The sequence below is a fragment of the Streptococcus alactolyticus genome (genome assembly GCF_012277075.1).
Lineage (GTDB): Bacteria > Bacillota > Bacilli > Lactobacillales > Streptococcaceae > Streptococcus > Streptococcus alactolyticus.
On sequence record NZ_JAAXMT010000011.1, the window covers coordinates 1 to 21,894 of the forward strand.

A 21,894-nucleotide genomic window follows, 5' to 3' on the forward strand; every position below is an offset into this window, starting at 1 on the left:
AGTTTAGCTCAGCTGGGAGAGCATCTGCCTTACAAGCAGAGGGTCAGCGGTTCGATCCCGTTAACTCCCATCATAAGAACAATAGTGTTATGATTATGGTCCCGTGGTGTAGCGGTTATCACGTCGCCCTGTCACGGCGAAGATCGCGGGTTCGATTCCCGTCGGGACCGTATGACTCGTTAGCTCAGTTGGTAGAGCAATTGACTTTTAATCAATGGGTCACTGGTTCGAGCCCAGTACGGGTCATCATACTATGCGGGTTTGGCGGAATTGGCAGACGCACCAGATTTAGGATCTGGCGCTTAACGGCGTGGGGGTTCAAGTCCCTTAACCCGCATTAATAAGAAGTAGCCGGCTTAGCTCAGTTGGTAGAGCATCTGATTTGTAATCAGAGGGTCGCGTGTTCAAGTCATGTAGCCGGCATAACAATTATGATATAATTTGTTAGCTATATTGGGCGCATAGCTCAGCTGGTTAGAGCGCACGCCTGATAAGCGTGAGGTCGGTGGTTCGAGTCCACTTGTGCCCATTCATTTAATAATATGGTCCGTTGGTCAAGGGGTTAAGACACCGCCTTTTCACGGCGGTAACACGGGTTCGAATCCCGTACGGACTATTGTTTTAAACGAGTTGAGGAGGTTGTTAGTCAATCTTCTTTTTTATTATGTGACTTTCAGTCCGTCACGCTCCGTAAGGTACGTGACAATAAACCATCCGTTAGAGTTAGATGGGTGGGGATTAATAAAAAAAGTCCTATAAAATAGAACTTTTACTGTGGTAATATAAAGAATTAAACTAATAGCTAATCTAATTCGTATGGAAGGAGGAGTGTTTCCATTCCTGCTTGATCCATGATATAAACAGTACTTGGGAAAAACTCATCAAAGGGGAAATTGTAATCAAAGGTAATGGAAAGGTTTTGATTACTGTTGAAGTATTCGATTGCGATGTTATTGTGGTTGTTTTTTAAGTGAAAGGATAGGATAGAGTCTAGCTGAACAACGGTTTTTAGATAATTGTCCAATAAATCCCAGAGTGTTTCAATAATTTCAAATGGGATGCTGGTTGCTACTCCAAAACTGACAGGACGTTTCTTTGTGTCTTCAAATGCCATAGAACACCTCCACTAATACTGTAAAAGCATCCTTTCGGATGCTTGCAACTTTAACGATTCTTTAGTTCAAGATAACGTTTGTACCAAATGTTAATATAAGCTTGTGAAAAAGGTCCTTTACCGTTATTTATCCAATCAACGAGTATCTTAACATTTTCTTTTAAAATAAAATCAATGTCTGGTGAATACCCCATTTCTTGCTTGTGCAACTCGTACTCATCAACGTCAAGCAGTCTTTTTTCGCCATCGGCAAAAATCTTGACATCTAAATCATAGTCGATATACTTTAGAGCTTCTTCGTCCAGAACGTATGGACTGGCAAGGTTGCAGTAGTAGGAAACTCCGTTATCTCTTATCATAGCAATAATATTAAACCAATATTTTTTATGAAAATAGACGATAGCGGGTTCGCGTGTCACCCAGCGTCTGCCATCACTTTCTGTCACTAATGTGTGGTCGTTCACTCCTATAAGGGCTGTATCTGTTGTTTTTAGTACCATTGTGTCGCGCCATGTACGGTGCAGACTCTTATCATGCTTATAACTTTGAATTGTAATAAAGTCGCCTTCCTTAGGTAATTTCATGCCTTACCAACTTTCTACAATTAAACTTATCTGTTATAGTCTATCATAATTTTCTGAAAAAATCACTTAGAAATGCCATTAAATCGACAAATAATCTCGAAGTGCTGTTTGGATGTCGTCATAAGCAAACCCTTTACGCATGAGATGTCGGATAAGGCGTTGTTTGAGGTCATAGCCATCGTATTTTTTGCTTAATTTGCGGTGTTGTTTGTCTAGGGCTTGATAGAGAAGCTCCTGCTCTTGTTCTTCGTCTTTGTCGATATCAAGTTTTTCAAAGGCGGTTTTGGCTTCGTCATAGGAAAAACCTTTATTCATCAAGTTTTGGATGATTTTGTCTGTTAGACTCTTACTAGAAAGTTTGCTCTGGTATTTTTTGAGCAGTTTTTTGGCAGTTTTTTCTGCCACTTCTGAGAAGTCAAGTTGGGCTAAGCCCTGTTCAATGACTTGTGTATCAATCCCTTTTTGCATGAGTTTTTGTTTTAGGATATAAGGTCCCTTGTCGCCTGAATGGAGATTTTGAGCCAGATAGTTTTCAACATATTGCTGGTCATTTAGCCAATTTTCTGCTATTAGATTGTCAAGGATATCGGGAATATAACGTGTGTCAATCTCGTGTTTTTCAAGGTACTGTTTGACTTCTTTTACAGTGCGTTGCTTAAAGGAAATGTAGTAGAGGGCGAGGTTTTTGCCGTAAGAAAATTGGGCAAAGCTTTGAATGTCCTTTAGTAAGGCGTCATCTAGGCTCATGCCCTTGCTCAACATAAAATGAACGATGGTATCTTCTGTGACATAAAGATTATTAGAACCGTCTATCTCAATCAAATAAAGGCGTTTTTTCTTTTCAATTTTGGTGATTTTCATAGTTTTAATTATAGCAAAAATGGTAGAATAGAGATAAGAAAAGGCATTTTTCTAAAAAGAGGTAGCTATGGTTGGAAAAGATAAGGTAATCCATTTGGACCAATATCGACAAAGTCAGGTTTTTGAGGAGGCTGAAGGCTCTTTGGATTGGTTTGATGAAGAAAATGCCAATGCATCTGCTGAATGCATTTTTGATGGGACTGTTGACGCTGGCCTTTTATCAGGTTGGGATTTGATGGAAGACCTGTATGATTTGTAGCGGTTAGAGGAGCGTCTTTTTCCTAGTTGGTCAGCGCTGGCGGACAGGACTTGGGACAATGAGAAAAGCCGCCCTTATTTGACGGTTAAGTTGGCTTTGGACCACTTTTTAGCCATTTATCAGGTGGATAGGGCAGATGGTCTGACTTGTCGTTATGAGATTCTGGCTCTTTATGTCCTCATGTCGCGCTATGATGAAGCGCAAGCTTTTGTTAATAGTTGTACATCCTATGCAGCAGATGTGCGAATGCAAGTATCACTTTTGGTAGCCGCCATTTTAGGCGGCTATCATGCCGATGCATCACAATTATTAGTGGGCTTTTGTGTGCAAGTGACGGATTTTCTCGCTTTTTGTGAGCAAGATATCTTTCCGTTAGGTCGTGTCATGGAGGTTGAAACGTGGGAGGAGTGCTCAGCTAATTGAGAAGAGAGTCTTTACTTCGCTTTTTCCCCTATTTTACCGCTTTTGCTGACGGCATCGACCTACATTCAAGCTTATTTGAATGCTTACGTGACCACTAATGTGGCTGATAGTGACGATGATTTGGACCACTTGCTTTTTTATCGTCCAAGCAGCTTAGTGTATTAGCCTTAAATGGTATTTACGGGATTCAGAATTTTCAACTTTTGACGGAAACGGCTCTTTTGCCTTGCCAACTTTTGGAAAAGCCACTTTAGAAAAATTGAAGAAAGCAGGAGTTACATTTAGTCAACAATGAATGTGAAAGTAAAGCAAAAAATTCCTTTGAAAATCAAGCGTATGGGAATCAACGGGGAAGGTATTGGTTTTTATAAAAAGACCTTGGTTTTTGTGCCAGGTGCTTTAAAAGGTGAAGATGTCTTTTGTCAAATCACGGCTGTGAAACGCAATTTTGCTCAGGCTAGGCTTTTGACTATCAACAAAACCTCGCCTTTTCGTGTACAAGCACCGTGTCCTATTTATGATGCGTGTGGCGGTTGTCAGATCATGCATTTGCAGTATGACAAGCAGTTGGAGTTTAAGGATGATTTGATTAGGCAGGCCTTGAAAAAGTTCAAACCTGCGGGTTATGAGAATTATGACATTCGTCACACGATAGGCATGGATACTCCTTATCATTATCGTGCTAAATTGCAATTTCAAACGCGTGCGTTTAAAGGAAATGTCAAAGCAGGCTTGTTCCAAGAGGGAAGTCATCGTTTGGTTAATATCAAAGATTGTTTGGTGCAGGATGAGTTGACGCAAGCCATTATCAATCGTGTGGTGGCATTGTTAGAAAAATACCAAGTTCCAATTTACGATGAGCGTCGAACTGCAGGTGTGCGGACGGTGATGATTCGTAAGGCAATGGCGACGAATCAGGTACAGCTCATTTTTGTGACCAGTCGTGAACTTTTCTTGGCGCCAGTGATTAAGACCTTGACGGCGGAATTTGAGGAAATTCAAGGCATTGCGGTCAATCTTAACCGTTCCAAATCAAGTGAGATTTACGGAGATAAGACGGAAATCATTTTGGGACGTGCTACGATTGAAGAAGAGGTCTTGGATTATCAGTTCTCATTGTCACCACGAGCTTTTTACCAGCTAAATCCCCAGCAAACGCAGGTCTTGTACGGGCAAGCTGTGGCAGCCTTGGATGTTTCTGAAAATGACCATATTATTGACGCTTATTGTGGTGTGGGGACGATTGGTTTTGCCTTTGCTGATAAAGTCAAGAGTGTTCGAGGCATGGATATTATTCCAGAAGCGATTGCTGATGCGAAGAAGAATGCTCAGCGTATGGGCTTTGACAATACTTACTACGAAGCTGGTCGTGCGGAGGATATTATTCCCAAGTGGTACCAAGAAGGCTATCGTGCGGATGCCTTAATTGTGGACCCACCGCGTACAGGCTTGGATGAGAAATTGCTTCAAACGATTTTGCGTTACCAACCAGCCAAGATGGTTTATGTGTCTTGTAATACAGCAACCTTGGCGCGTGATTTGGTGGCTTTGACGAAGGTTTACCAAGTGGAATATATTCAGTCAGTGGATATGTTTCCTCATACGGCACGGACTGAAGCCGTGGTGAAATTAAGCAAGAAATGATACTATAACAGGGCTTGTCAGCTTTCTTTTGACAGGTCCTGTTTTTCTCGTTATACTGTGACAAAACAGTTGAGGAGGACAGGAGATGACGCCTACGATTCGTTTGGCTCGTTTAGAAGATGTGTCAAGGCTGCGGGAGATTTACCGTTATTACGTGGAAGAAACGGCTGTGACTTTTGATTATGAGGTACCCAGCCAGGAGGAATTTGCAGCGCGAATGCAGGATATCCAATCGTTTTACCCTTATTTGGTTGCAGAAGAGGCTGGGCAGATTGTGGGCTATGCCTATGCAGCCCCTTTTCATGTCAGACCTGCTTATGCTTGGTCAGCGGAAATGACGATTTATTTGGATCACAGGCAGCGTCATAAGGGGCTTGGACGTTTGCTTTACCAGCAGTTGGAGCATTATCTGCGTCAGATGGGTGTGCTAAACCTCAATGCTTGCATTGCATCGACGGCGGTGGAGGATGCTTATTTGACCAATCATAGTTCGGGATTTCACCAAGCCTTGGGGTATCAGTTGGTTGGGACTTTTCATTCATCAGGTTATAAATTCAACCGTTGGTATGACATGATTTGGATGGAAAAAATGTTGGGCGAACATCTTGAGTTGACTCCTCCTGTCCAATCCATTCACACTATTTTGAAACAAAATCTTTCTTAGGCATACCAAAAAGCCCCACAAAAGCAGATGCTTGTGGGGTGTGCCTTTTTTTGAGCAAATTGGTAAAAAAAGCTTGCGAAAGTTTTCGTGTCGTGTTATTATTATATAGTAGCCGCTATAGTTAAATGGTATAATAGAGCAATGGTAATGCTCCGTTCCGAGTTCAATTCTCGGTGGTGGCAGATGATTATATTATAAAGTCTCTTCGGAGGCTTTTTTGTTTTGGAGTGCGACATTGTCGCCTTTTCCTTTTTGCCAAATCATGATACCGACGGATCCTTGGGCAAACATACCAAAGTAGCTAAAGGCAACGACTTGATTGCCAATCGCCATGAATAAAATAAAGCTGAGCAAGTCAACCAGTAGCCAGAGGTAAAAACCGTCAATGTGTCCTTTGACTTGTCTTTGTTGTGCGGTGAAGGAAAGTCCGTTGGTGAGAGCGTCTAGGATGATTTGTTGACCGCCCATCCAAAAGGAGAGCAAACCAAGCCCAATCGTCCAGAAAAAGATAGCAATGAGAACGTCTTTAACACCAAAGCCTTTATCGACCACCAGTTCGCCGTCTTTGTTGCGGCGTTTTTTCCAATTGCTGTTACCGATAAATTCTGTGATGAGGTAATAAAGACTGGTAAACATATCACCATAGATGCCTTGCATCCCAGCAACGAGGATTCCAGCAAGGTTTTGAATGCCGTTGACTTTGAAAGTGTGTTGCCATTGCAAGGCGAGGGTCCAGGTTCCAATAAAACCAAAGACAGACATGATGATAGAAAGAATGGTGATCATGTCTAATTGCCCTAACCAAAGGGTTGAGAGGATACCGTAGACCGTAAAGCCAAGTGAAACAGTAAAGGATGCAATGACAAAGAGGCGTTCTCTGAGAGTAAAACGACCCCAAGCGAGGTCAAATGATTGTTTGAGTGAAAGTTGTGTGTCCAAAAAATGTTAATCTCCAATTCCAATTGATTTCATTTCTTGACGGATCATACGATAAACTTTTTGCCAGTCCTCTGATTTGGTCACATCGATGTAATCAGTATTGATTTTCATTTTGGGACTGTATTGGTAGTTATCGTACCAGTTATTATAATGTGAGTGAAGAAGTTTGTAATAATCGGTTAACCCTTCGTTGTGGTCAGGTTGTTCAAATTCACGTCCGCGTTTTTTGATGTTGGACATGATATGGTCAAAACTGCCTTCAAGATAGATGAGTAAGTCAGGTGCTTTTTTAGGAAGTCCGTCAATTTCCTCCATCATGTTATCCAAAAGGTCTAGGTAAATACGGTATTCTTGGTCGCTGATACTACCTTGAAGGGTGTTGATGTAGGTAAATAAAGCATCCTCATAAATCGAGCGGTCCAAGACATTGTTATCAGCCTTGTAGGCTTTTTTGATAGCAGCAAAGCGTTTGTTTAAGAAATAAATTTGCAAAGCAAAGCCGTATTTTTCAGGGTCTTCATAGTATTTATCTAAAATAGGGTTGTTTTCAACAGGTTCAAAGAAAGCTGTTGTTCCTAGTTCTTGGGCCAAAAGAGAAGTATAGGTCGTTTTTCCAACTCCTATCATTCCTGCTAGAATAATCACGATGGTAATGCACCTCCAAAACGTTTTTTATTGATCAATAAAGGATTGTGTTGTTCTAAATCTAGGACTGGTTTGACAATTAAGCACTCAGGCTGGGCTAGGTTTTGGTCATGGCTGGCTCCTTTCTGTTAGAATCATCTATGTAGTCGCAAGAAAATCAATTTCTTGTGGGAACTGCATATCAAAAAACACAATATATTGTGAACGGTTAAAATGTTAACACTATATTTTGTGTTTTGCAAGGGTTGAAAAATATTATTTTTGTGATATACTGGGAAACTTTATTGTCCTAAAAAATGAAAAGGACAGATAGATTTCTGAAAATGGTTCTTCTTTCATGTCAAAATAGCATGGAAATCCCTTACAAACTTCTCTTTTTGCGATGCTTTTGATATAATATGTGCTAGGAAATCAGACGAGGTGGAGTTATGACTTACGAACAAGAATTTTTAAAAGACTTTGAAGCTTGGGTAGATTCACAAATCACAATCAATGAAATGGCTATGGATGCAAGCCGCAAGATTGTAGAAGAGGACAAGGATGAGCGTGCTGCGGATGCTTATATTCGTTATGAAAGTAAGTTGGACGCTTACAAATTTATCCAAGGAAAATTTGCGAATTATAAAGCCGGCAAAGGTTTCCATGATTTACCAGATAATCTTTTAGGAGAGAGAAATTATTAATAATGGCAAAGAAAAAGAATCGAAAAAAAGAGTATATGTTGAAATTAAAGCGTGCGGGAATGCTAAAAACAGCAGCCGCATCAACGCTTGAGGCGGCCAGTAAACTAGTTTCAAAAGCAACTCTTAGTTTGGAAGAATTTTCAGCAATTTCTGCCGTAGAAGGCATTCGACCAAAATTGATTGAAACGCTGTACAATGAAGGCATTCAATCAGTCTTGGATTTTGAAAAGTTTAGTGAAAAAGAGGTTTTGGCCTTTAAAGGGATTGGTCCAGCGACGGTTAATAAGTTAAAGGAAAATGGTGTTTCCTTTAAGGCCTAAGCATTGCGTTAGCGGACTAAATCTGATAAAATAAAACCATTCAGAGGTGTCTTAAGGACCATTTGTCACAGAGAGCGGTGTGGTTGAGAAATCCGTACAAATGTTAAGGCTGGTTGCTGAAAGGGTGTAATTGAATAAACAAGTTGCGAGTGCCAGTCACTCGAATGTGGGTGGTACCGCGGATTTATAAAAAGTTCGTCCCTGTCGTATGGCAGGGGCGGTTTTTTATTGGGAAAAGGGGGTATTATGATAAACATTCTAGGTCACATAAAAGGTGAGAAACTGCCTGATGTAGAAACGGAGCGGCTTTATTTGCGACAGCGTTTGGTCATAGATGCCAAGGACGTGTTTGCTTATGCAAGTTTGCCAGAAGTGACTTGGCGAGCAGGCTTCCCACCTGTGAAAACGGTGGAAGAGGAGGCCTATTATCTTGAGCATATCTTACCAAAACGCTGGGAGGAGCAAAAGATTCCGTCTGGTTATGGGATTTGCCTAAAAGGGACAAACACAGTCATTGGTTCAGTTGATTTCAATCATCGCCATGCAGATGATGTGCTGGAGATGGGCTATCTTCTTCATCCAGATTATTGGGGGCAAGGGCTGATGACAGAGGCTGCGCGTGCGTTGTTGGAAGTTGGATTTACCCTACTCAATCTTCACAAAATTGAAATTGAATGTTATGGTTACAACAAAGCAAGCCAACGTATTGCTGAAAAACTAGGTTTCACCCTCGAAGCTCGAATCCGTGACCGCAAAGACGCACAAGGAAAACGTTGTGACCTATTGCGCTATGGATTGCTGAAAAGTGAGTGGGAGGGGAGATGATGAATCTTGTTATTATTGGTGCACAAGCTTCAGGTAAGATGACGATTGGTCAAGAAATTGAAAAGATGACTGATATGACTTTGTTTCATAATCACGATAGCATTGATTTTGTTAGCTGTTTTATGGAATATGGACCTATCTCTGCTGAACTCATTCGGAAAATTAGACTAAATTTTTTCGAAGCTTTTGCTCAGAGCAATCAACCTCTTATTTTTACTGTTGTGATTGATTTTAATGATTCAAATGACATTGCGTTTTTGAGACAAATTCAAGATGTTTTTCACTCGTTTAAGAGAGAGGTTTTGTTTATCGAACTTGAAACGGATTTAACAGAACGGCTTCGGCGCAATCGCACCGAACATCGTTTGCAGTGTAAACCAGTAAAACGTGATTTGGAATGGTCTGAAAAGGATATTTTATCAACGATGACTTTTGCTCAGTTTAATCCAGAGAAGTCACCCGAATTTCTTAAGTATTATTATAAAATCAATAATACAGAGTTATCTGCTCGTGAATCAGCGCAGCTTATTTTACAAAAATTAAATGATATTGAAAAAAAGTAGAAAGGACACATTATGTCAAAAGAACTTTCACCCAAATATAACCCAGCTGAGGTTGAGGCTGGGCGTTATCAAAAATGGTTAGATGAGGATGTTTTCAAGCCTTCTGGCGATAAGAAAGCTCATCCCTATTCTATCGTTATTCCACCACCAAATGTGACTGGTAAACTTCACCTTGGTCACGCTTGGGATACGACTTTGCAAGATATTATTATTCGTCAAAAACGTATGCAAGGTTTTGATACTTTATGGCTTCCTGGTATGGACCACGCTGGGATTGCGACACAAGCAAAAGTTGAAGCCCGTCTTGCTGAAGAAGGCATTTCACGTTACGATCTTGGTCGTGAAAAATTCCTAGACAAAGTTTGGGAATGGAAGGACGAATACGCGACAACAATCAAGGAACAATGGGGTAAGATGGGGATTTCTGTGGATTATTCTCGTGAACGTTTCACCCTTGATGAAGGCTTGTCAAAAGCGGTGCGTAAGGTCTTTGTTGAATTGTACAAAAAAGGTTGGATTTACCGTGGGGAATTTATTATCAACTGGGATCCAAAAGCACGCACAGCACTTTCTGATATCGAGGTTATTCACAAGGATGTGGAAGGGGCTTTCTACCACATGAACTATATGTTGGAAGATGGTTCACGTGCCCTTGAAGTGGCAACGACTCGTCCTGAAACCATGTTTGGTGACGTTGCCGTGGCGGTCAATCCAAATGACGACCGTTACAAAGATTTGATTGGTCAAAATGTAATCCTTCCAATCGTAAACAAGCCAATTCCAATCGTTGGTGACGAACACGCTGACCCAGAATTTGGTACTGGTGTGGTTAAAATCACTCCAGCTCACGATCCGAATGACTTCTTGGTTGGTCAACGCCATGATTTGCCACAAGTCAATGTCATGAACGATGATGGTACTATGAATGAACTTGCAGGTGAATTTGCTGGTATGGACCGCTTTGAAGCTCGTAAAGCTGTCGTGAAAAAATTGGACGAAATCGGTGCGCTCGTCAACATCGAAAAAATGGTTCATAGCGTGGGTCACTCAGAACGTACAGGTGTGCCAGTTGAACCACGTTTGTCAACACAATGGTTCGTTAAAATGGACCAATTGGCTAAGAATGCCATTGCCAACCAAGACACAGACGACGAAGTGAAATTCTACCCACCACGTTTCAACGATACCTTCCTTCAATGGATGGAAAATGTGCATGACTGGGTGATCTCACGTCAATTGTGGTGGGGACACCAAATCCCAGCTTGGTACAATGCAGACGGTGAGATGTATGTCGGCGAAGAAGCTCCTGAGGGCGACGGCTGGACACAAGATGAGGACGTGCTAGATACTTGGTTTAGCTCTGCCCTTTGGCCATTTTCAACAATGGGTTGGCCTGATACGGACTCAGAAGATTTCAAACGCTACTTCCCAACATCTACCTTGGTAACGGGTTATGACATCATCTTCTTCTGGGTGTCACGCATGATTTTCCAATCATTGGAATTTACAGGACGCCGTCCGTTTGAAAACGTGCTTATCCACGGTCTTATCCGTGACGAGCAAGGTCGCAAAATGTCTAAATCACTCGGTAACGGTATTGACCCAATGGATGTGATTGAAAAATACGGTGCAGATGCGCTTCGTTGGTTCTTGTCAAATGGTTCTGCCCCTGGCCAAGACGTTCGTTTCTCTTATGAAAAAATGGACGCTGCTTGGAACTTCATCAACAAAATCTGGAACATTTCACGTTACATCTTGATGAATAACGATGGTTTGACTCTTGAGCAAGCCAGTGACAACGTCGCAAAAGTGGTAGCTGGTGAGGCTGGTAATGTCACTGACCGTTGGATTTTGCACAATTTGAATGAAACCATCGCCAAAGTCACTGAAAACTTTGATAAATTTGAATTTGGTGTGGCTGGTCACATTCTTTACAACTTCATCTGGGATGAATTTGCGGATTGGTATGTGGAATTGACCAAGGAAGTGCTTTACAGCGACAATGAGGCTGAAAAAGTCATCACACGTTCTGTTTTGCTTTACACGCTTGATAAGATTCTTCGTTTGCTTCACCCAATCATGCCATTTGTGACAGAAGAAATCTTTGAACAAGTCTCTGAAGGCTCTATCGTAACGGCTGCTTACCCAACGGTGAACCCAGCCTTTGAAAACGAAGCAGCTCACAAGGGTGTGGAAAGCTTGAAAGACCTTATCCGTGCAGTGCGTAACGCTCGTAGTGAGGTCAATGTGGCACCAAGCAAACCAATCACTATCCTTGTCAAAACAAGCGACAGCGAATTGGAAGCTTTCTTTAATGACAATGTCAACTACATCAAACGCTTCACCAATCCAGAAAAATTGGAAATCGCATCAGATATCGAAGCACCAGACTTGGCCATGTCAAGCGTCATCACAGGTGCTGAAATCTTCTTGCCACTAGCTGATTTGCTCAATGTCGAAGAAGAATTGGTACGTTTGGACAAAGAACTTGCCAAATGGCAAAAAGAATTGGACATGGTCGCTCGTAAACTCGGCAATGAGAAATTTGTCGCTAATGCCAAACCAGAAGTAGTGCAAAAAGAACGCGACAAACAAGCTGATTACCAAGCCAAATACGACGCAACCGTTGCTCGTATCGAAGATATGAAAAAATTGGTGAAATAAATATGTATTTTCAGGAAAACTTTTAGGTTTGTTTAAGGAAGTCTTTATACACTATAACCATCCTAAAACTTTTCTTTTTCATAATCTCCAAGGGAGAGGCCTATGATGTTGAGCCTCTTCTTTTTTTATTTCTGTGTATCCGCTTTCAAAAAAAGATGTTATAATAGTCTCATAACTATCATTTATGAAATAGGATACGAGATATGATTTTGAGACAAAAAGGGAACAGAGTTTAGAATACCACTCGTTAAATGTTGCCCAAAAAGTACGGCAAGAAGGCAGCACTATCGTTTAGGAGGTTATGACGATGAAAAAGCTCGTTTTACTATCAACCGTGGTTTTGCTTGGTTTAAGTGCTTGTTTGGCGGAAAGTCAAAACAATTGGTTTGACCAGTCGCAAGATCATGTGAACCATGAGACCAGCGAGACCACGCATTCAAGTCATTCAAAAGAAGAGGAAACAAGCGAATCTAGTGAATCTAACGAGTCTAGCAACTCTAGTGAATTTAGAGAGTCTAGTGAGTCTAGTGAGTCTAGTACAGAAGAAACAGTTGACCCAGTTGATGCCATACTAAATGGTGACTATTCGTCGCTCGTTGGTGTGTGGGATTATCCTGACGGTAGTTCTTTTAAACAAGCTGATATTGTGACGGTAGTTCTACCCGATGGTTACCGTTTAAAGGTTGATAGCAACGGTAATACACGGGGTGTCGAGCAATTGATTGGTGCTAGCGAGGCTATACAAAGCGTCATCTATTTTAGAAATTCGACCAAAACTGAAAAAGTTGATGTTATTAAATTGTCAGTAGCGTCGGGTTTTATGGGTGTTGGCGGTTATGTTCCCTTGCTTTACCCAGCTGGTTGGCAAGTAGGTAATACTGACAGCACACGAGATAGAATGGCTGGAACGCAAAATGGCACACCTGCTGAAAATGCTTATTGTCAATTCAAAATATCGGATGATGTTAGCCAATATGAGAATTGTTCAAGGCTTGTTTCTTATAACTATTCTACTCCTTATATTTACATTTTAGGTAGCTATCAAGCGTCTGATGGCTCTAGCATAGCAGTTGTTGACTACGATTCTGACCTATTAGAGGATGTTACAAATGGTCGATATATCGGCAGTTTTGATGTTGATAACTCACAACCATTGACGACAAGTTATCAAAAAGTTGGCGATTATCTTTACTATCCATTTGAAGTAACTCTTGAAGGAGGTAATGAATACAACGCCCTCTTTCTTATCCCTCGTGGTCAAGTTGCTGGTAAGACCGACACCTCACAAGACCGCTTGATTATTGGAAACACAGGCGACCTATCCTTTAGCAAGATTCCCGCGGACAAGGTCTTTTATAAGATTAGCGAGCGAACAAACTATTAAAAAAACACCAAATGTGTTTTTTTTTAATAGTTTTCTAAGTCAGTCATATCAATTATTTCATTCATGATATGAATAAATTTCTCTTTATTTTGTGATTGTTGAATTTTAATTATCATACTAGTTAATTCAGCATCAACTGTATTATCTTCTTCGTGAGAATAGGGAAGGAAAAAAGTACTCAAAGAAACATCTAGAGCATTTAAAATCTTAATAAGGGTTTCAAGCGTCATTTTCCTATGATTATTTTCAATTAGGTTGATAAAAGGCAGACTTAAGTCACTTTTTTCCGCAAGTTCTTGCTGAGTATATCCGCATTTCAAGCGATATTTCTTAATACGTTTGCTGATATCTTTGAGTAACGTCTCCATAAAATCACAATCCTAGTTTAATAATATATTATTATAAAGATTACCCGTGGTGCTAGTTGAAAAATCTCAAATTATAAACCCAAATAATACTTTCTAACCACAGTTCCAGTCCGCATAAGCTACGAACAAGGGGTCTTTGAATATCAAATTCTGTACAGAGTACCGAAAATCTCGTTTCAATAGTTCGTCGTTTAGCCATTAATTTCCAATTATCATGATGTTTAGCTTCGCTCAGGTTTTGACGTAACGGTGTCCCAAGCTGGTATCATTTTTGTGCTAATCGTTGCTTCAATGATTGGCTAATATAGCCTAAATCCGCTAAAATCATAAGAAAATTGTATCTTCCAGTAATTCCTCACAGGCTTTACTATCATGGGGTGATGCAGGTGTCACGAGGTAGTTCACAACGTAACCTGATAAGGTTACCAACATATGCACCTTGAAACCATAAAACCACATTTGTTTAGCTGAATTAAAGGAAATATCAGCCTGTTCGTCCCGAAAAATCCTAGTTTTAAAATTTCTAAGATGAGATTTAGCGGTATACTGTAAATGGCTCATTTGGACTACCTCCTGTTTAGTTGTCACTTACAGTATAGTCCATTTGGGCTTTTTTCGTATCTTAAATTTAACTAGCACCACGGGTAGTTAGTGATAAATGGTAAGGAGATAACGAAATTCTATGAATCGCAAACAATTACTCACATCTGCCGCTATTACTGTTGCACTTGCTGGTGTTAGCGTTAAATCAACAACTCATGTACCGCTGATGAAATTGATGACGCTTCTGTTGAAACACAAGCGCAAGTATCTGATTCTCTTGATACTGTCAAAGAAGAGGTCGATACCGCTAAAGCTGATGCTGACACAGCACAAGCCGCTACTGACTCTCAACAAGAAATTGTTAATAACGCTCAAACAAACGCTGATAAAGCTCAAGATGAAGTTAACAAAGCAAACCAAGCTGTATCTGATCAACAAGACGTAGTATCTGACGCAAATCAAACCATGGCTGATACTAAAGCTGATGTTGATGCCGCTCAAAATGCTGTTGATACGGCACAAAAGATTGTTGATGGTGAACAATCAGACGCTGATGCGCAAAAAGCACTTGATGATGCTAAAGCAAACGAACAAGCAGCTAGCGACGCAGTTAACAACGCAACAGCTGATAAAGCCGCTACAGAAAAAGCAGATAGTGATCGTCAAGCGGCTATTGATGATGCAAAAGCTGATGTAGAAAAAGCAACTCAAACAGATACAGGCGCTATTTCACAAGAAATCGCAGACGCAAATAAAACAATTGCCGATAGCGACGCCACTATTGCTGACGCTGATAAAACAATCGCAGAAGCAGATAAAACAATTTCTGAAAACGCAGATAAAATCAAAGAAATTGAAAAAAATACTGCAACAACACCAACAGCTCCAAAACCAACATTACCTGAAGGTTATGATTTGGATGGTACTGGCGGATATACATCCATGGAAGAAGCCCAAAAGGCGACAATGGAGTTGAACAAATCATATCAAATTCCCGCATTTAATGTTCAAACAAATACAACAGAAGCTGACCGCAATACAACTGTTGATATTTCAAACCCAATATCAGAACAACTTAAAGAAATTAATGAATATGCGGCTCAAGTAATTAATGATTTGCGTAAACAACTTGGTAAACCAGCAGTTACTATTTCAACAAACTCTATCAATGTTGTTACTCAAGTTGCTAAACAATACGAAGCTGATAACTGGTTTGCTTTTGATAATAAAGGTCATGATGAATCTGCTCTAAAAACTGGTGCAGCCGCCGCAAATTCTGCATATAGTTCAGAATGTATAGCATCAACAAACACAGACAGTCGTTATATGACTATGGCTCAAATCAAACAAGACATTTATGAAGCTATTACTCTCATGGTATTTTCTAGTGATGAACTTCATCACGCTGAAATTATTCTTGAAGAAACAGCGCAAATGGGTGTAACATACAGCTTCTTCTCTAATTATAAAGGTCTTGGTGATTTCGCACAAATTCACTTTGTATTTAGTGTTCCACTCGCAGGAAATACTGATGCAAATGATACTGCTGATTACGTAACAACTTACGAACAAGCAGAAGAAACAGCAAAAGCTGAGCAAGCTAAACAAATCGCTAAATATCAAGACGCTATCACATCTGCAACTGCAACTAAGAAAGAAGCAGAAAACACAAAAGCTAAAGCAACTGCTGTTAAAACAGAAGCTGAAACTAAGAAAGCTGATGCAGAACAACGTTTAGCTGACGCAAAACAAGCGTTGTCTAATGCTCAAGCTAAATATGACGCCGCTGTTGCTGTTCCTGAACAAACAGCTACTGCCAAAGCTAATTTGGCTAAAGCTCAAGCTGACCTTGCAACAGCCAAAGCAAATGTTGAAACAGCACAAAAAGCTCTTGATGCTATTCATGCAAGTCAAGCTGAAAAAGAAGAAACTTTGAAACAAGCGAAAGCTGATTTGGCTGATAAAATTGTTGCATGGACAGAAGCTAAAGATGCGCTTGCTAAAGAAATCGCTAAATTGAATGAACTTCAAAGCGTTTCAACAGAAAAACAACAAGCATTGAGTGATGCAATTGATGCTGTAACTGCGGCTAAACAATCATTGGAAGATGCTATCAACTACTTGAATCGTCTTGAAAACAGCAAAGACAATTTGAGTAAAGCAACAGCCGCTAAAACAGAAGCCGATGCAAAATTGGCAACAGCAAAAGCTGAGCTTGAAACAGAACTTGCAAAACTTGCGACATTGAAAGAAACAAGTGACGCCGCTCAAGCTAAATACGAAGAAGTAAAAGCTCGTTATGATGCCCTTGTAAAAGCTCAAGACGAATTGAATAACAACGATAAAGGTGATGTGATGATACACCAACAACACCTATTGTTGATGAAAAATCTGAACTTGAAAAAACCAAAGAAGCTAAAGAACAAGAACTTGCAGATGCTAAAGTGGCTGTGGCTCAACAAGGAGAAAACATCAAAGGTCTTCAAGAATGGTTTGATGACCAAATGAATAGATATCTATCAAATGGTGGTAAAATTGAAGATCTTGATCCTAACAGCCAACTTGGGCATACACCAGATCTACTTCGTAAACTGGGCGTAGAACTCAATGAAGCTCGTGATAAACAAGCCTCAATTGAACAAGACATTGCAACACTCACTTCAGAAATTGCTTCACTTGATGAACAAATTAAAGAAGTTGATTCTAAGAAAGATGAACCTGTTGTGCCTAATACACCAACAACACCAGACAAACCAGAAACTCCTGTAACTCCAACAACAGATACAAAACCAAGTGAATCTGCACAAACAGATACTAATGGCCAAGCAGCTTATCATGAGGTAGTGACAAAAGCAGAAACACAAAAAGTGATTGACCGCCGAGGCGTTCCAACTTATCAAGCAACTGCTGAACTTCCAAATACAAGTGATGACAATACAGCAACATTTACGCTCATGGGATTAGCTATTACTGCCATGGGAATGTTTGGAGCAATAAAATTAAAAGGGAGAAAAGATTGTTAAAAATGAAGCAAACAAGCCTAGTTGCTTGTTAGTTGTTTTATATGAAAAAGAAGAATATCATGAAAAAGTTTAAGTGTATTATTGGTCTATTATCTTGTGCAGCCATATTAACAGCTTGTGGGACAAAAACGGATAACGTTAAAAGTACAAGCAGTACAAAAGCTAAGACTAGTCAAACATCTTCATCAACCAAGCCTTCATCAAGCACAGAAACGCAATCATCTTCATCGGAAGAACCACAAAAATCTGATGAAGAACTTTACGCAGATATTATCGCTTCATATCCAAATGAGTATCGTGTCGGAAAGCACACTTTTTATGACATTGACGGGAACGGAACAGATGAAATGATTGTTGGAAATGGCAGCTTTGCCTATGCACTCTACTATTTAGAGAATGGTGTTCCAACAGAGCTAGTGTCATCTAATGTTTCATCAGTAGGCGGTGTTCGTCAAGGATTTTCTATTTATAAAAACGGTCAAGTATCTTACATGGACATCTCTTCATTTAATGGAGAGGGGACTATAACGGATTATCAGCTTAAATCTGACAATACAGGTGTGGATATTATCAAAGAGTTAGATTATAAAATTGGAGAGACAGCAGATGATGGCTTACAAGATGTTGAAACATTGGATTACAGTACTCTCACTTGGCAATCTGCTTTTGATGCTGCTGATGCCCAAATGGATATTAATGCTATCCAAAATAAAGATTACAGTTCAATCGCTGGAACATGGCAAAATACTAAGGGGGGTGTCCTTACTTTTAATGCAAACGGCATTGTAGGAGACAATCTTACTGTAGACCCATTTAATAATGCAACTGTTGAAAATGGTATATTGAGTACTAGTGTTTCAGCTGCTCCAACAGGTAGCTATATGATTAAGTTTGCACCCCAAGGAACATTCTTTGTAACAGACACCCTCGAAAATGAAGTGTCAGATGTTAGTAAAGATCGTATTTGGACTGGGCAACAATATAATTACACAGACCCAAGTGCGTTTTATTACAAGGTTGATTAAAGGAGATAATGATGAACTATAAACGTATCTATGTCGCAACTTTATCTATTATTGGCTTTATTTCTATCTTTATGCCTTGGATTGTTTACAATTCTTATACATTAGATGCTGTTAACGATATATTTAACGATGGTTATTGTTTTGGAGTGATGTTTTTAGTTATTTTAGTGTTATCAATGATAGGTTCAGAAACGTTAGGTCGAAAACGCAAGTTAGCACTATTAATTCTTTCAGTTTTGATACTTATTTTTGCTATTGGTGATTTTATGGCAAACCAAGAGTCACTTACTCGGTTAGGAGCTTCTTTTGGGATTGGATTTTTCCTGACACTCCTTTCGTCAGCTTTTATAGCAATTTATGTTTTCTTAGCTAAGCAAGATGGTACAGAAGAAAAAATAGAATTTAACTCTGAAGATTTCAAAGAGTTAGGTCAAAAAAGTTTAAAAGTGGCTAACTCAGTAACAAAAGTATCAAAGAATATTGTCAAATCTGCTATTGATGAAGTAAAAAAGAGATTCGAACAACTGATAAAGAAGAAAAGTAGAGCAAGAAATGGGATTTTTTAGGAAGAACAGCTTATTAATCAAGACCGTATGATTGAGTTATTAGAGTACTCTAATGCTTTAGAAATGACTCATATTGCTCTTACTACTGACATTGCTCGTACGAATACAACAATTGCTTCAAATCTTACTGATGTTAATCAGTCAGTTAATACTATCAAAAATCTACGATAAGTTTTGTATAAAAAAGCTACCTTGATAAATTTACGTGGACTAAAATCCTAAATGATTCAAAAGTCTTAAAAAGTAAACATAAGCCTGACCATCTGGTTGGGCTTATTTTTTTGGTATAATGGTAGGGATAATGATAAGAGAGGGCGCAAATGACACAGGTAACCAAACGGGCTTTGGAGGAGGCGCTGAAGCGTCTGCTTTTGGAGAAGCCCTTGAGCAAGATTACAATTCAAGACTTGGCAGATGAGTGTGGGATTAGTCGGATGACTTTTTACTACCATTTCAAGGATATTTATGATTTGGTGGAGTGGTCGTTTGTTGAGGATGCCAATGCTATTTTTTAAGTAGCACCAAGCACTGAGAGTTGGGAGATGGCTTTGCAGCACGTTTTTGAGATGATTAAAAAAGACGAGCTCTTTATCATGAGTGTTTACCACGCGGTTAGCCGTGAGCAGATTGAGCGTTATTTGCATCTGGTGATCCATCATTTGATGAGCCAACTCATTGAAAAAAGCGTGGCGACTGCTGGCATTAGCCTGAAGGACAAGGAAGGGCTTTTTGTCGCGAATTTTTACAAATATGCCTTGATTGGTACGTTATTGGACTGGGTCAAGTCAGACATGAAGGCAGATTATCAAGAATTAGTAGTACAATTGACCAGCTTGATACATGATCCACTGATTGGGACCTTGAGGGGCTTTGCGTCCAAAAACTTATCAAAACCCCTAAAATGATAAAGTTTTTATCACTTCCAAGCATTTGTTTATTGACTTTGTATGGGTAAAGGCCTAAAATGAAAGCGATTAAAAATAGTGGAGGTCATCAATATGTATTATTCAAGCGGAAATTACGAAGCATTTGCTCGCCCTTTGAAACCAGAAGGCGTTGAGCATAAGTCTGCTTATTTGATTGGCTCTGGTTTGGCAGCCTTGTCTGCGGCTTGTTTCCTCGTGCGAGATGGGCAAATGCCAGGGAAAAACATTCATATTTTAGAAAAAGACCCCATTCCTGGTGGGGCTTGTGATGGCTATCAATACGCTGATATTGGCTATGTCATGCGTGGTGGTCGTGAAATGGATAATCATTTTGAGTGTATGTGGGATTTGTTCCGCTCTATTCCATCTATTGAAACCGATGGCGTGAGTGTCTTGGATGAATATTATTGGCTCAATAAAGCCGACCCCAACTATTCTCTCTGCCGTGCGACAGAAAAACAAGGGCGAGATGCTCATACTGACAAGAAATTTGGTTTATCTGATAAGGCAGCCATGGAAATCATGAAATTATTCTTCACCCCTGATGAAGATTTGTACAACAAACGCATCAACGAAGTCTTTGACGATGAAGTCTTTGATTCTAACTTTTGGTTGTACTGGCGCACCATGTTTGCCTTTGAAAATTGGCATTCTGCCCTTGAAATGAAATTGTATATCAAACGTTTCATTCACCATATTAGTGGTTTGCCTGATTTTACAGCCTTGCGTTTCACTCGTTATAACCAATACGAATCCATGATTTTACCAATGGTCAGCTACCTCAATTCCTTTGGCGTGGTCTTTCATTACGACACGAAGGTGGTCAATGTCGAATTTGATTGCCAAAAAGACAAAAAAGTTGCAAAATGCATTGACATTATTCATAACGGTAAAGAAGACTGCATTGATTTGACAGAAGATGATTTAGTCTTTATCACAAATGGTGGTTGTGTGGAAAATTCAAGTTATGGTAGCCAAGACAGCCCAGCAAGCTTCAACAAGACCATTCGTGAAGGTAGCGGTTGGGATATGTGGCGTAAGATTGCTGCTCAAGATGACTCCTTTGGTCACCCTGATAAATTCTGTTATGACCCCGAACAATCCAACTGGATGAGTGCGACTGTGACGACCTTGGATGATAAGATTCCAGCTTATATTCAAAAGATTTGTAAACGTGACCCATTTTCAGGAAAAGTTGTGACAGGTGGTATTGTAACGGCACGTGATTCTAATTGGTTATTGAGTTGGACAGTCAACCGTCAACCACAATTCCGTTCACAACCGGAAAACGAATTAGTGGTTTGGGTGTATGCTCTTTTCTCTGACAAGGAAGGTGACTTTGTTAAAAAAACAATGCGTGATTGTACAGGTAAAGAAATCTGTGAAGAATGGCTTTATCACATGGGTGTTCCCGTCGATGAGATTGAAGACCTTGCGACAAACAGTGCCAAAACCGTTCCTTGCATGATGCCTTACATCACTGCCTTCTTTATGCCACGTGAAAAAGGCGACCGTCCAAACGTTGTGCCTGATGGTGCTGTCAACTTTGCCTTCCTAGGTCAATTTGCCGAAACCGAACGCGATACCATTTTCACCACGGAATATTCTATCCGTACAGGTATGGAAGCTGTTTATACTTTGTTAGACATTGACCGTGGGGTGCCAGAAGTATGGGGTAGTACCTACGATGTGCGTGACTTGTTGCGTGCTACCGTTGCCTTGCGTGATGGCAAACCAATCACAGATTTGGACTTGAATTTCGTTGAAAAATTCATCTTGAAACAAGCCCTAAGAAAGACCGAAGGCACAGACATCGAAAAAATTTTGAAACGTTACCATGTCATCTAAACTGCTTTGACAAGACAAATAAC

Annotated in this window: 25 protein-coding genes, 8 tRNA genes and 1 pseudogene; 27 read left to right on the top strand and 7 right to left on the bottom strand. The window is 40.1% G+C overall.

The window, feature by feature from the left end:
• The 7 genes from HFK82_RS06595 (at window position 1) to HFK82_RS06625 (ending at window position 616) form a co-directional block, all read left to right on the top strand.
• Window positions 1–70, top strand: a tRNA-Val gene (locus tag HFK82_RS06595).
• Window positions 71–97: 27 nt separating this feature from the next.
• Window positions 98–170, top strand: a tRNA-Asp gene (locus tag HFK82_RS06600).
• 3 nt (window positions 171–173) lie between these two features.
• Window positions 174–246 (top strand) — tRNA-Lys (locus HFK82_RS06605).
• Window positions 247–255: 9 nt separating this feature from the next.
• A tRNA-Leu gene (locus tag HFK82_RS06610) sits at window positions 256–337 on the top strand.
• Window positions 338–350: 13 nt separating this feature from the next.
• Window positions 351–423: transfer RNA gene (locus HFK82_RS06615), tRNA-Thr, on the top strand.
• Window positions 424–455: 32 nt separating this feature from the next.
• Window positions 456–529, top strand: a tRNA-Ile gene (locus HFK82_RS06620).
• Between the two features lie 15 nt (window positions 530–544).
• Window positions 545–616, top strand: a tRNA-Glu gene (locus HFK82_RS06625).
• Window positions 617–802: 186 nt separating this feature from the next.
• On the opposite strand, the gene HFK82_RS06630 is transcribed toward HFK82_RS06625, so the two are convergent.
• The 3 genes from HFK82_RS06630 to recX all read right to left on the bottom strand — a co-directional run bounded on the left by HFK82_RS06630 (window position 803) and on the right by recX (window position 2,559).
• The gene (locus HFK82_RS06630; RefSeq protein ID WP_168261223.1) at window positions 803–1,114 is read right to left on the bottom strand and encodes a DUF960 family protein; all 312 of its coding nucleotides are present in this window, start codon (window positions 1,112–1,114) and stop codon (window positions 803–805) included.
• A gap of 50 nt (window positions 1,115–1,164) precedes the next feature.
• Window positions 1,165–1,698 carry a nucleoside tri-diphosphate phosphatase gene (ntdP, locus tag HFK82_RS06635; protein WP_154455491.1) on the bottom strand — a complete coding sequence of 178 codons (534 nt, stop codon included), beginning with the start codon at window positions 1,696–1,698 and terminating at the stop codon, window positions 1,165–1,167.
• A gap of 78 nt (window positions 1,699–1,776) precedes the next feature.
• On the bottom strand, window positions 1,777–2,559 hold the full coding sequence (gene recX / locus HFK82_RS06640; protein ID WP_168261224.1) for a recombination regulator RecX: 783 nt from the start codon (window positions 2,557–2,559) through the stop codon (window positions 1,777–1,779).
• A gap of 67 nt (window positions 2,560–2,626) precedes the next feature.
• Between recX and HFK82_RS06645 the strand changes: the two genes are divergently transcribed.
• From HFK82_RS06645 to HFK82_RS06665, 6 genes are all read left to right on the top strand, one after another.
• Complete coding sequence (locus tag HFK82_RS06645) at window positions 2,627–2,818, top strand: hypothetical protein (protein ID WP_154455493.1); 192 nt, start codon at window positions 2,627–2,629, stop codon at window positions 2,816–2,818.
• Between the two features lie 78 nt (window positions 2,819–2,896).
• Window positions 2,897–3,241, top strand: a complete 345-nt coding sequence (locus tag HFK82_RS06650; protein ID WP_168261225.1) for a hypothetical protein — start codon at window positions 2,897–2,899, stop codon at window positions 3,239–3,241.
• A 42-nt stretch (window positions 3,242–3,283) separates the two neighbouring features.
• On the top strand, window positions 3,284–3,406 hold the full coding sequence (locus tag HFK82_RS09170) for a hypothetical protein (protein ID WP_272869850.1): 123 nt from the start codon (window positions 3,284–3,286) through the stop codon (window positions 3,404–3,406).
• A 126-nt stretch (window positions 3,407–3,532) separates the two neighbouring features.
• On the top strand, window positions 3,533–4,885 hold the full coding sequence (gene rlmD / locus HFK82_RS06655; protein ID WP_154455495.1) for a 23S rRNA (uracil(1939)-C(5))-methyltransferase RlmD: 1,353 nt from the start codon (window positions 3,533–3,535) through the stop codon (window positions 4,883–4,885).
• An 85-nt stretch (window positions 4,886–4,970) separates the two neighbouring features.
• Window positions 4,971–5,549 (top strand): GNAT family N-acetyltransferase, encoded by a 579-nt coding sequence (locus HFK82_RS06660; RefSeq protein WP_168261226.1) that lies wholly within the window; start codon window positions 4,971–4,973, stop codon window positions 5,547–5,549.
• A gap of 111 nt (window positions 5,550–5,660) precedes the next feature.
• Window positions 5,661–5,731, top strand: a tRNA-Thr gene (locus HFK82_RS06665).
• A gap of 10 nt (window positions 5,732–5,741) precedes the next feature.
• Here the strand turns inward: HFK82_RS06665 and HFK82_RS06670 are convergent.
• Window positions 5,742–6,488 (bottom strand): nicotinamide mononucleotide transporter family protein, encoded by a 747-nt coding sequence (locus HFK82_RS06670; protein ID WP_168261227.1) that lies wholly within the window; start codon window positions 6,486–6,488, stop codon window positions 5,742–5,744.
• A gap of 6 nt (window positions 6,489–6,494) precedes the next feature.
• On the bottom strand, window positions 6,495–7,133 hold the full coding sequence (locus tag HFK82_RS06675; protein ID WP_168261228.1) for a deoxynucleoside kinase: 639 nt from the start codon (window positions 7,131–7,133) through the stop codon (window positions 6,495–6,497).
• Window positions 7,134–7,561: 428 nt separating this feature from the next.
• On the opposite strand from HFK82_RS06675, the gene HFK82_RS06680 reads away from it, so the two are divergent.
• From HFK82_RS06680 to HFK82_RS06705, 6 genes are all read left to right on the top strand, one after another.
• On the top strand, window positions 7,562–7,816 hold the full coding sequence (locus HFK82_RS06680) for a DUF1912 family protein (protein ID WP_168261229.1): 255 nt from the start codon (window positions 7,562–7,564) through the stop codon (window positions 7,814–7,816).
• 2 nt (window positions 7,817–7,818) lie between these two features.
• Complete coding sequence (locus tag HFK82_RS06685) at window positions 7,819–8,136, top strand: helix-hairpin-helix domain-containing protein (protein ID WP_154454486.1); 318 nt, start codon at window positions 7,819–7,821, stop codon at window positions 8,134–8,136.
• 246 nt (window positions 8,137–8,382) lie between these two features.
• On the top strand, window positions 8,383–8,961 hold the full coding sequence (locus tag HFK82_RS06690; protein ID WP_168261230.1) for a GNAT family N-acetyltransferase: 579 nt from the start codon (window positions 8,383–8,385) through the stop codon (window positions 8,959–8,961).
• Complete coding sequence (locus HFK82_RS06695; protein WP_168261308.1) at window positions 8,961–9,524, top strand: shikimate kinase; 564 nt, start codon at window positions 8,961–8,963, stop codon at window positions 9,522–9,524. The genes HFK82_RS06690 and HFK82_RS06695 overlap by 1 nt, the downstream gene beginning before the upstream one ends.
• A 12-nt stretch (window positions 9,525–9,536) precedes the next feature.
• Window positions 9,537–12,188, top strand: coding sequence for a valine--tRNA ligase (locus HFK82_RS06700; RefSeq protein WP_168261231.1), 2,652 nt, complete (start codon window positions 9,537–9,539; stop codon window positions 12,186–12,188).
• Between the two features lie 307 nt (window positions 12,189–12,495).
• Window positions 12,496–13,572, top strand: coding sequence for a hypothetical protein (locus HFK82_RS06705; protein WP_168261232.1), 1,077 nt, complete (start codon window positions 12,496–12,498; stop codon window positions 13,570–13,572).
• 23 nt (window positions 13,573–13,595) lie between these two features.
• Here the strand turns inward: HFK82_RS06705 and HFK82_RS06710 are convergent, their stop codons facing one another.
• Window positions 13,596–13,940, bottom strand: coding sequence for a helix-turn-helix domain-containing protein (locus HFK82_RS06710; protein WP_168261233.1), 345 nt, complete (start codon window positions 13,938–13,940; stop codon window positions 13,596–13,598).
• A gap of 52 nt (window positions 13,941–13,992) precedes the next feature.
• Window positions 13,993–14,468, bottom strand: a pseudogene (locus HFK82_RS09025) (IS982 family transposase); the annotation flags it as partial.
• Window positions 14,469–14,622: 154 nt separating this feature from the next.
• On the opposite strand from HFK82_RS09025, the gene HFK82_RS06720 reads away from it, so the two are divergent.
• From HFK82_RS06720 to HFK82_RS06750, 8 genes are all read left to right on the top strand, one after another.
• On the top strand, window positions 14,623–14,928 hold the full coding sequence (locus tag HFK82_RS06720; RefSeq protein WP_168261235.1) for a hypothetical protein: 306 nt from the start codon (window positions 14,623–14,625) through the stop codon (window positions 14,926–14,928).
• Window positions 14,929–14,948: 20 nt separating this feature from the next.
• A complete protein-coding gene (locus HFK82_RS06725; RefSeq protein ID WP_168261236.1) occupies window positions 14,949–16,991 on the top strand; it encodes an SEC10/PgrA surface exclusion domain-containing protein in 2,043 nt (680 codons plus the stop codon).
• Window positions 16,988–17,506 (top strand): LPXTG cell wall anchor domain-containing protein, encoded by a 519-nt coding sequence (locus tag HFK82_RS06730; RefSeq protein ID WP_168261237.1) that lies wholly within the window; start codon window positions 16,988–16,990, stop codon window positions 17,504–17,506. Before HFK82_RS06725 ends, HFK82_RS06730 begins: the two co-directional genes overlap by 4 nt.
• A 59-nt stretch (window positions 17,507–17,565) precedes the next feature.
• Entirely contained in the window at window positions 17,566–18,531 is a 966-nt protein-coding gene (locus HFK82_RS06735) for a DUF6287 domain-containing protein (protein WP_168261238.1), read from the top strand.
• 11 nt (window positions 18,532–18,542) lie between these two features.
• Window positions 18,543–19,097 carry a hypothetical protein gene (locus HFK82_RS06740; RefSeq protein WP_168261239.1) on the top strand — a complete coding sequence of 185 codons (555 nt, stop codon included), beginning with the start codon at window positions 18,543–18,545 and terminating at the stop codon, window positions 19,095–19,097.
• Between the two features lie 320 nt (window positions 19,098–19,417).
• On the top strand, window positions 19,418–19,612 hold the full coding sequence (locus HFK82_RS09030; RefSeq protein WP_240928830.1) for a TetR family transcriptional regulator: 195 nt from the start codon (window positions 19,418–19,420) through the stop codon (window positions 19,610–19,612).
• Between the two features lie 27 nt (window positions 19,613–19,639).
• Window positions 19,640–20,002 (top strand): TetR-like C-terminal domain-containing protein, encoded by a 363-nt coding sequence (locus tag HFK82_RS09035; protein WP_240928927.1) that lies wholly within the window; start codon window positions 19,640–19,642, stop codon window positions 20,000–20,002.
• 93 nt (window positions 20,003–20,095) lie between these two features.
• Complete coding sequence (locus HFK82_RS06750) at window positions 20,096–21,871, top strand: oleate hydratase (protein ID WP_168261240.1); 1,776 nt, start codon at window positions 20,096–20,098, stop codon at window positions 21,869–21,871.
• Window positions 21,872–21,894 lie beyond the last annotated feature (23 nt).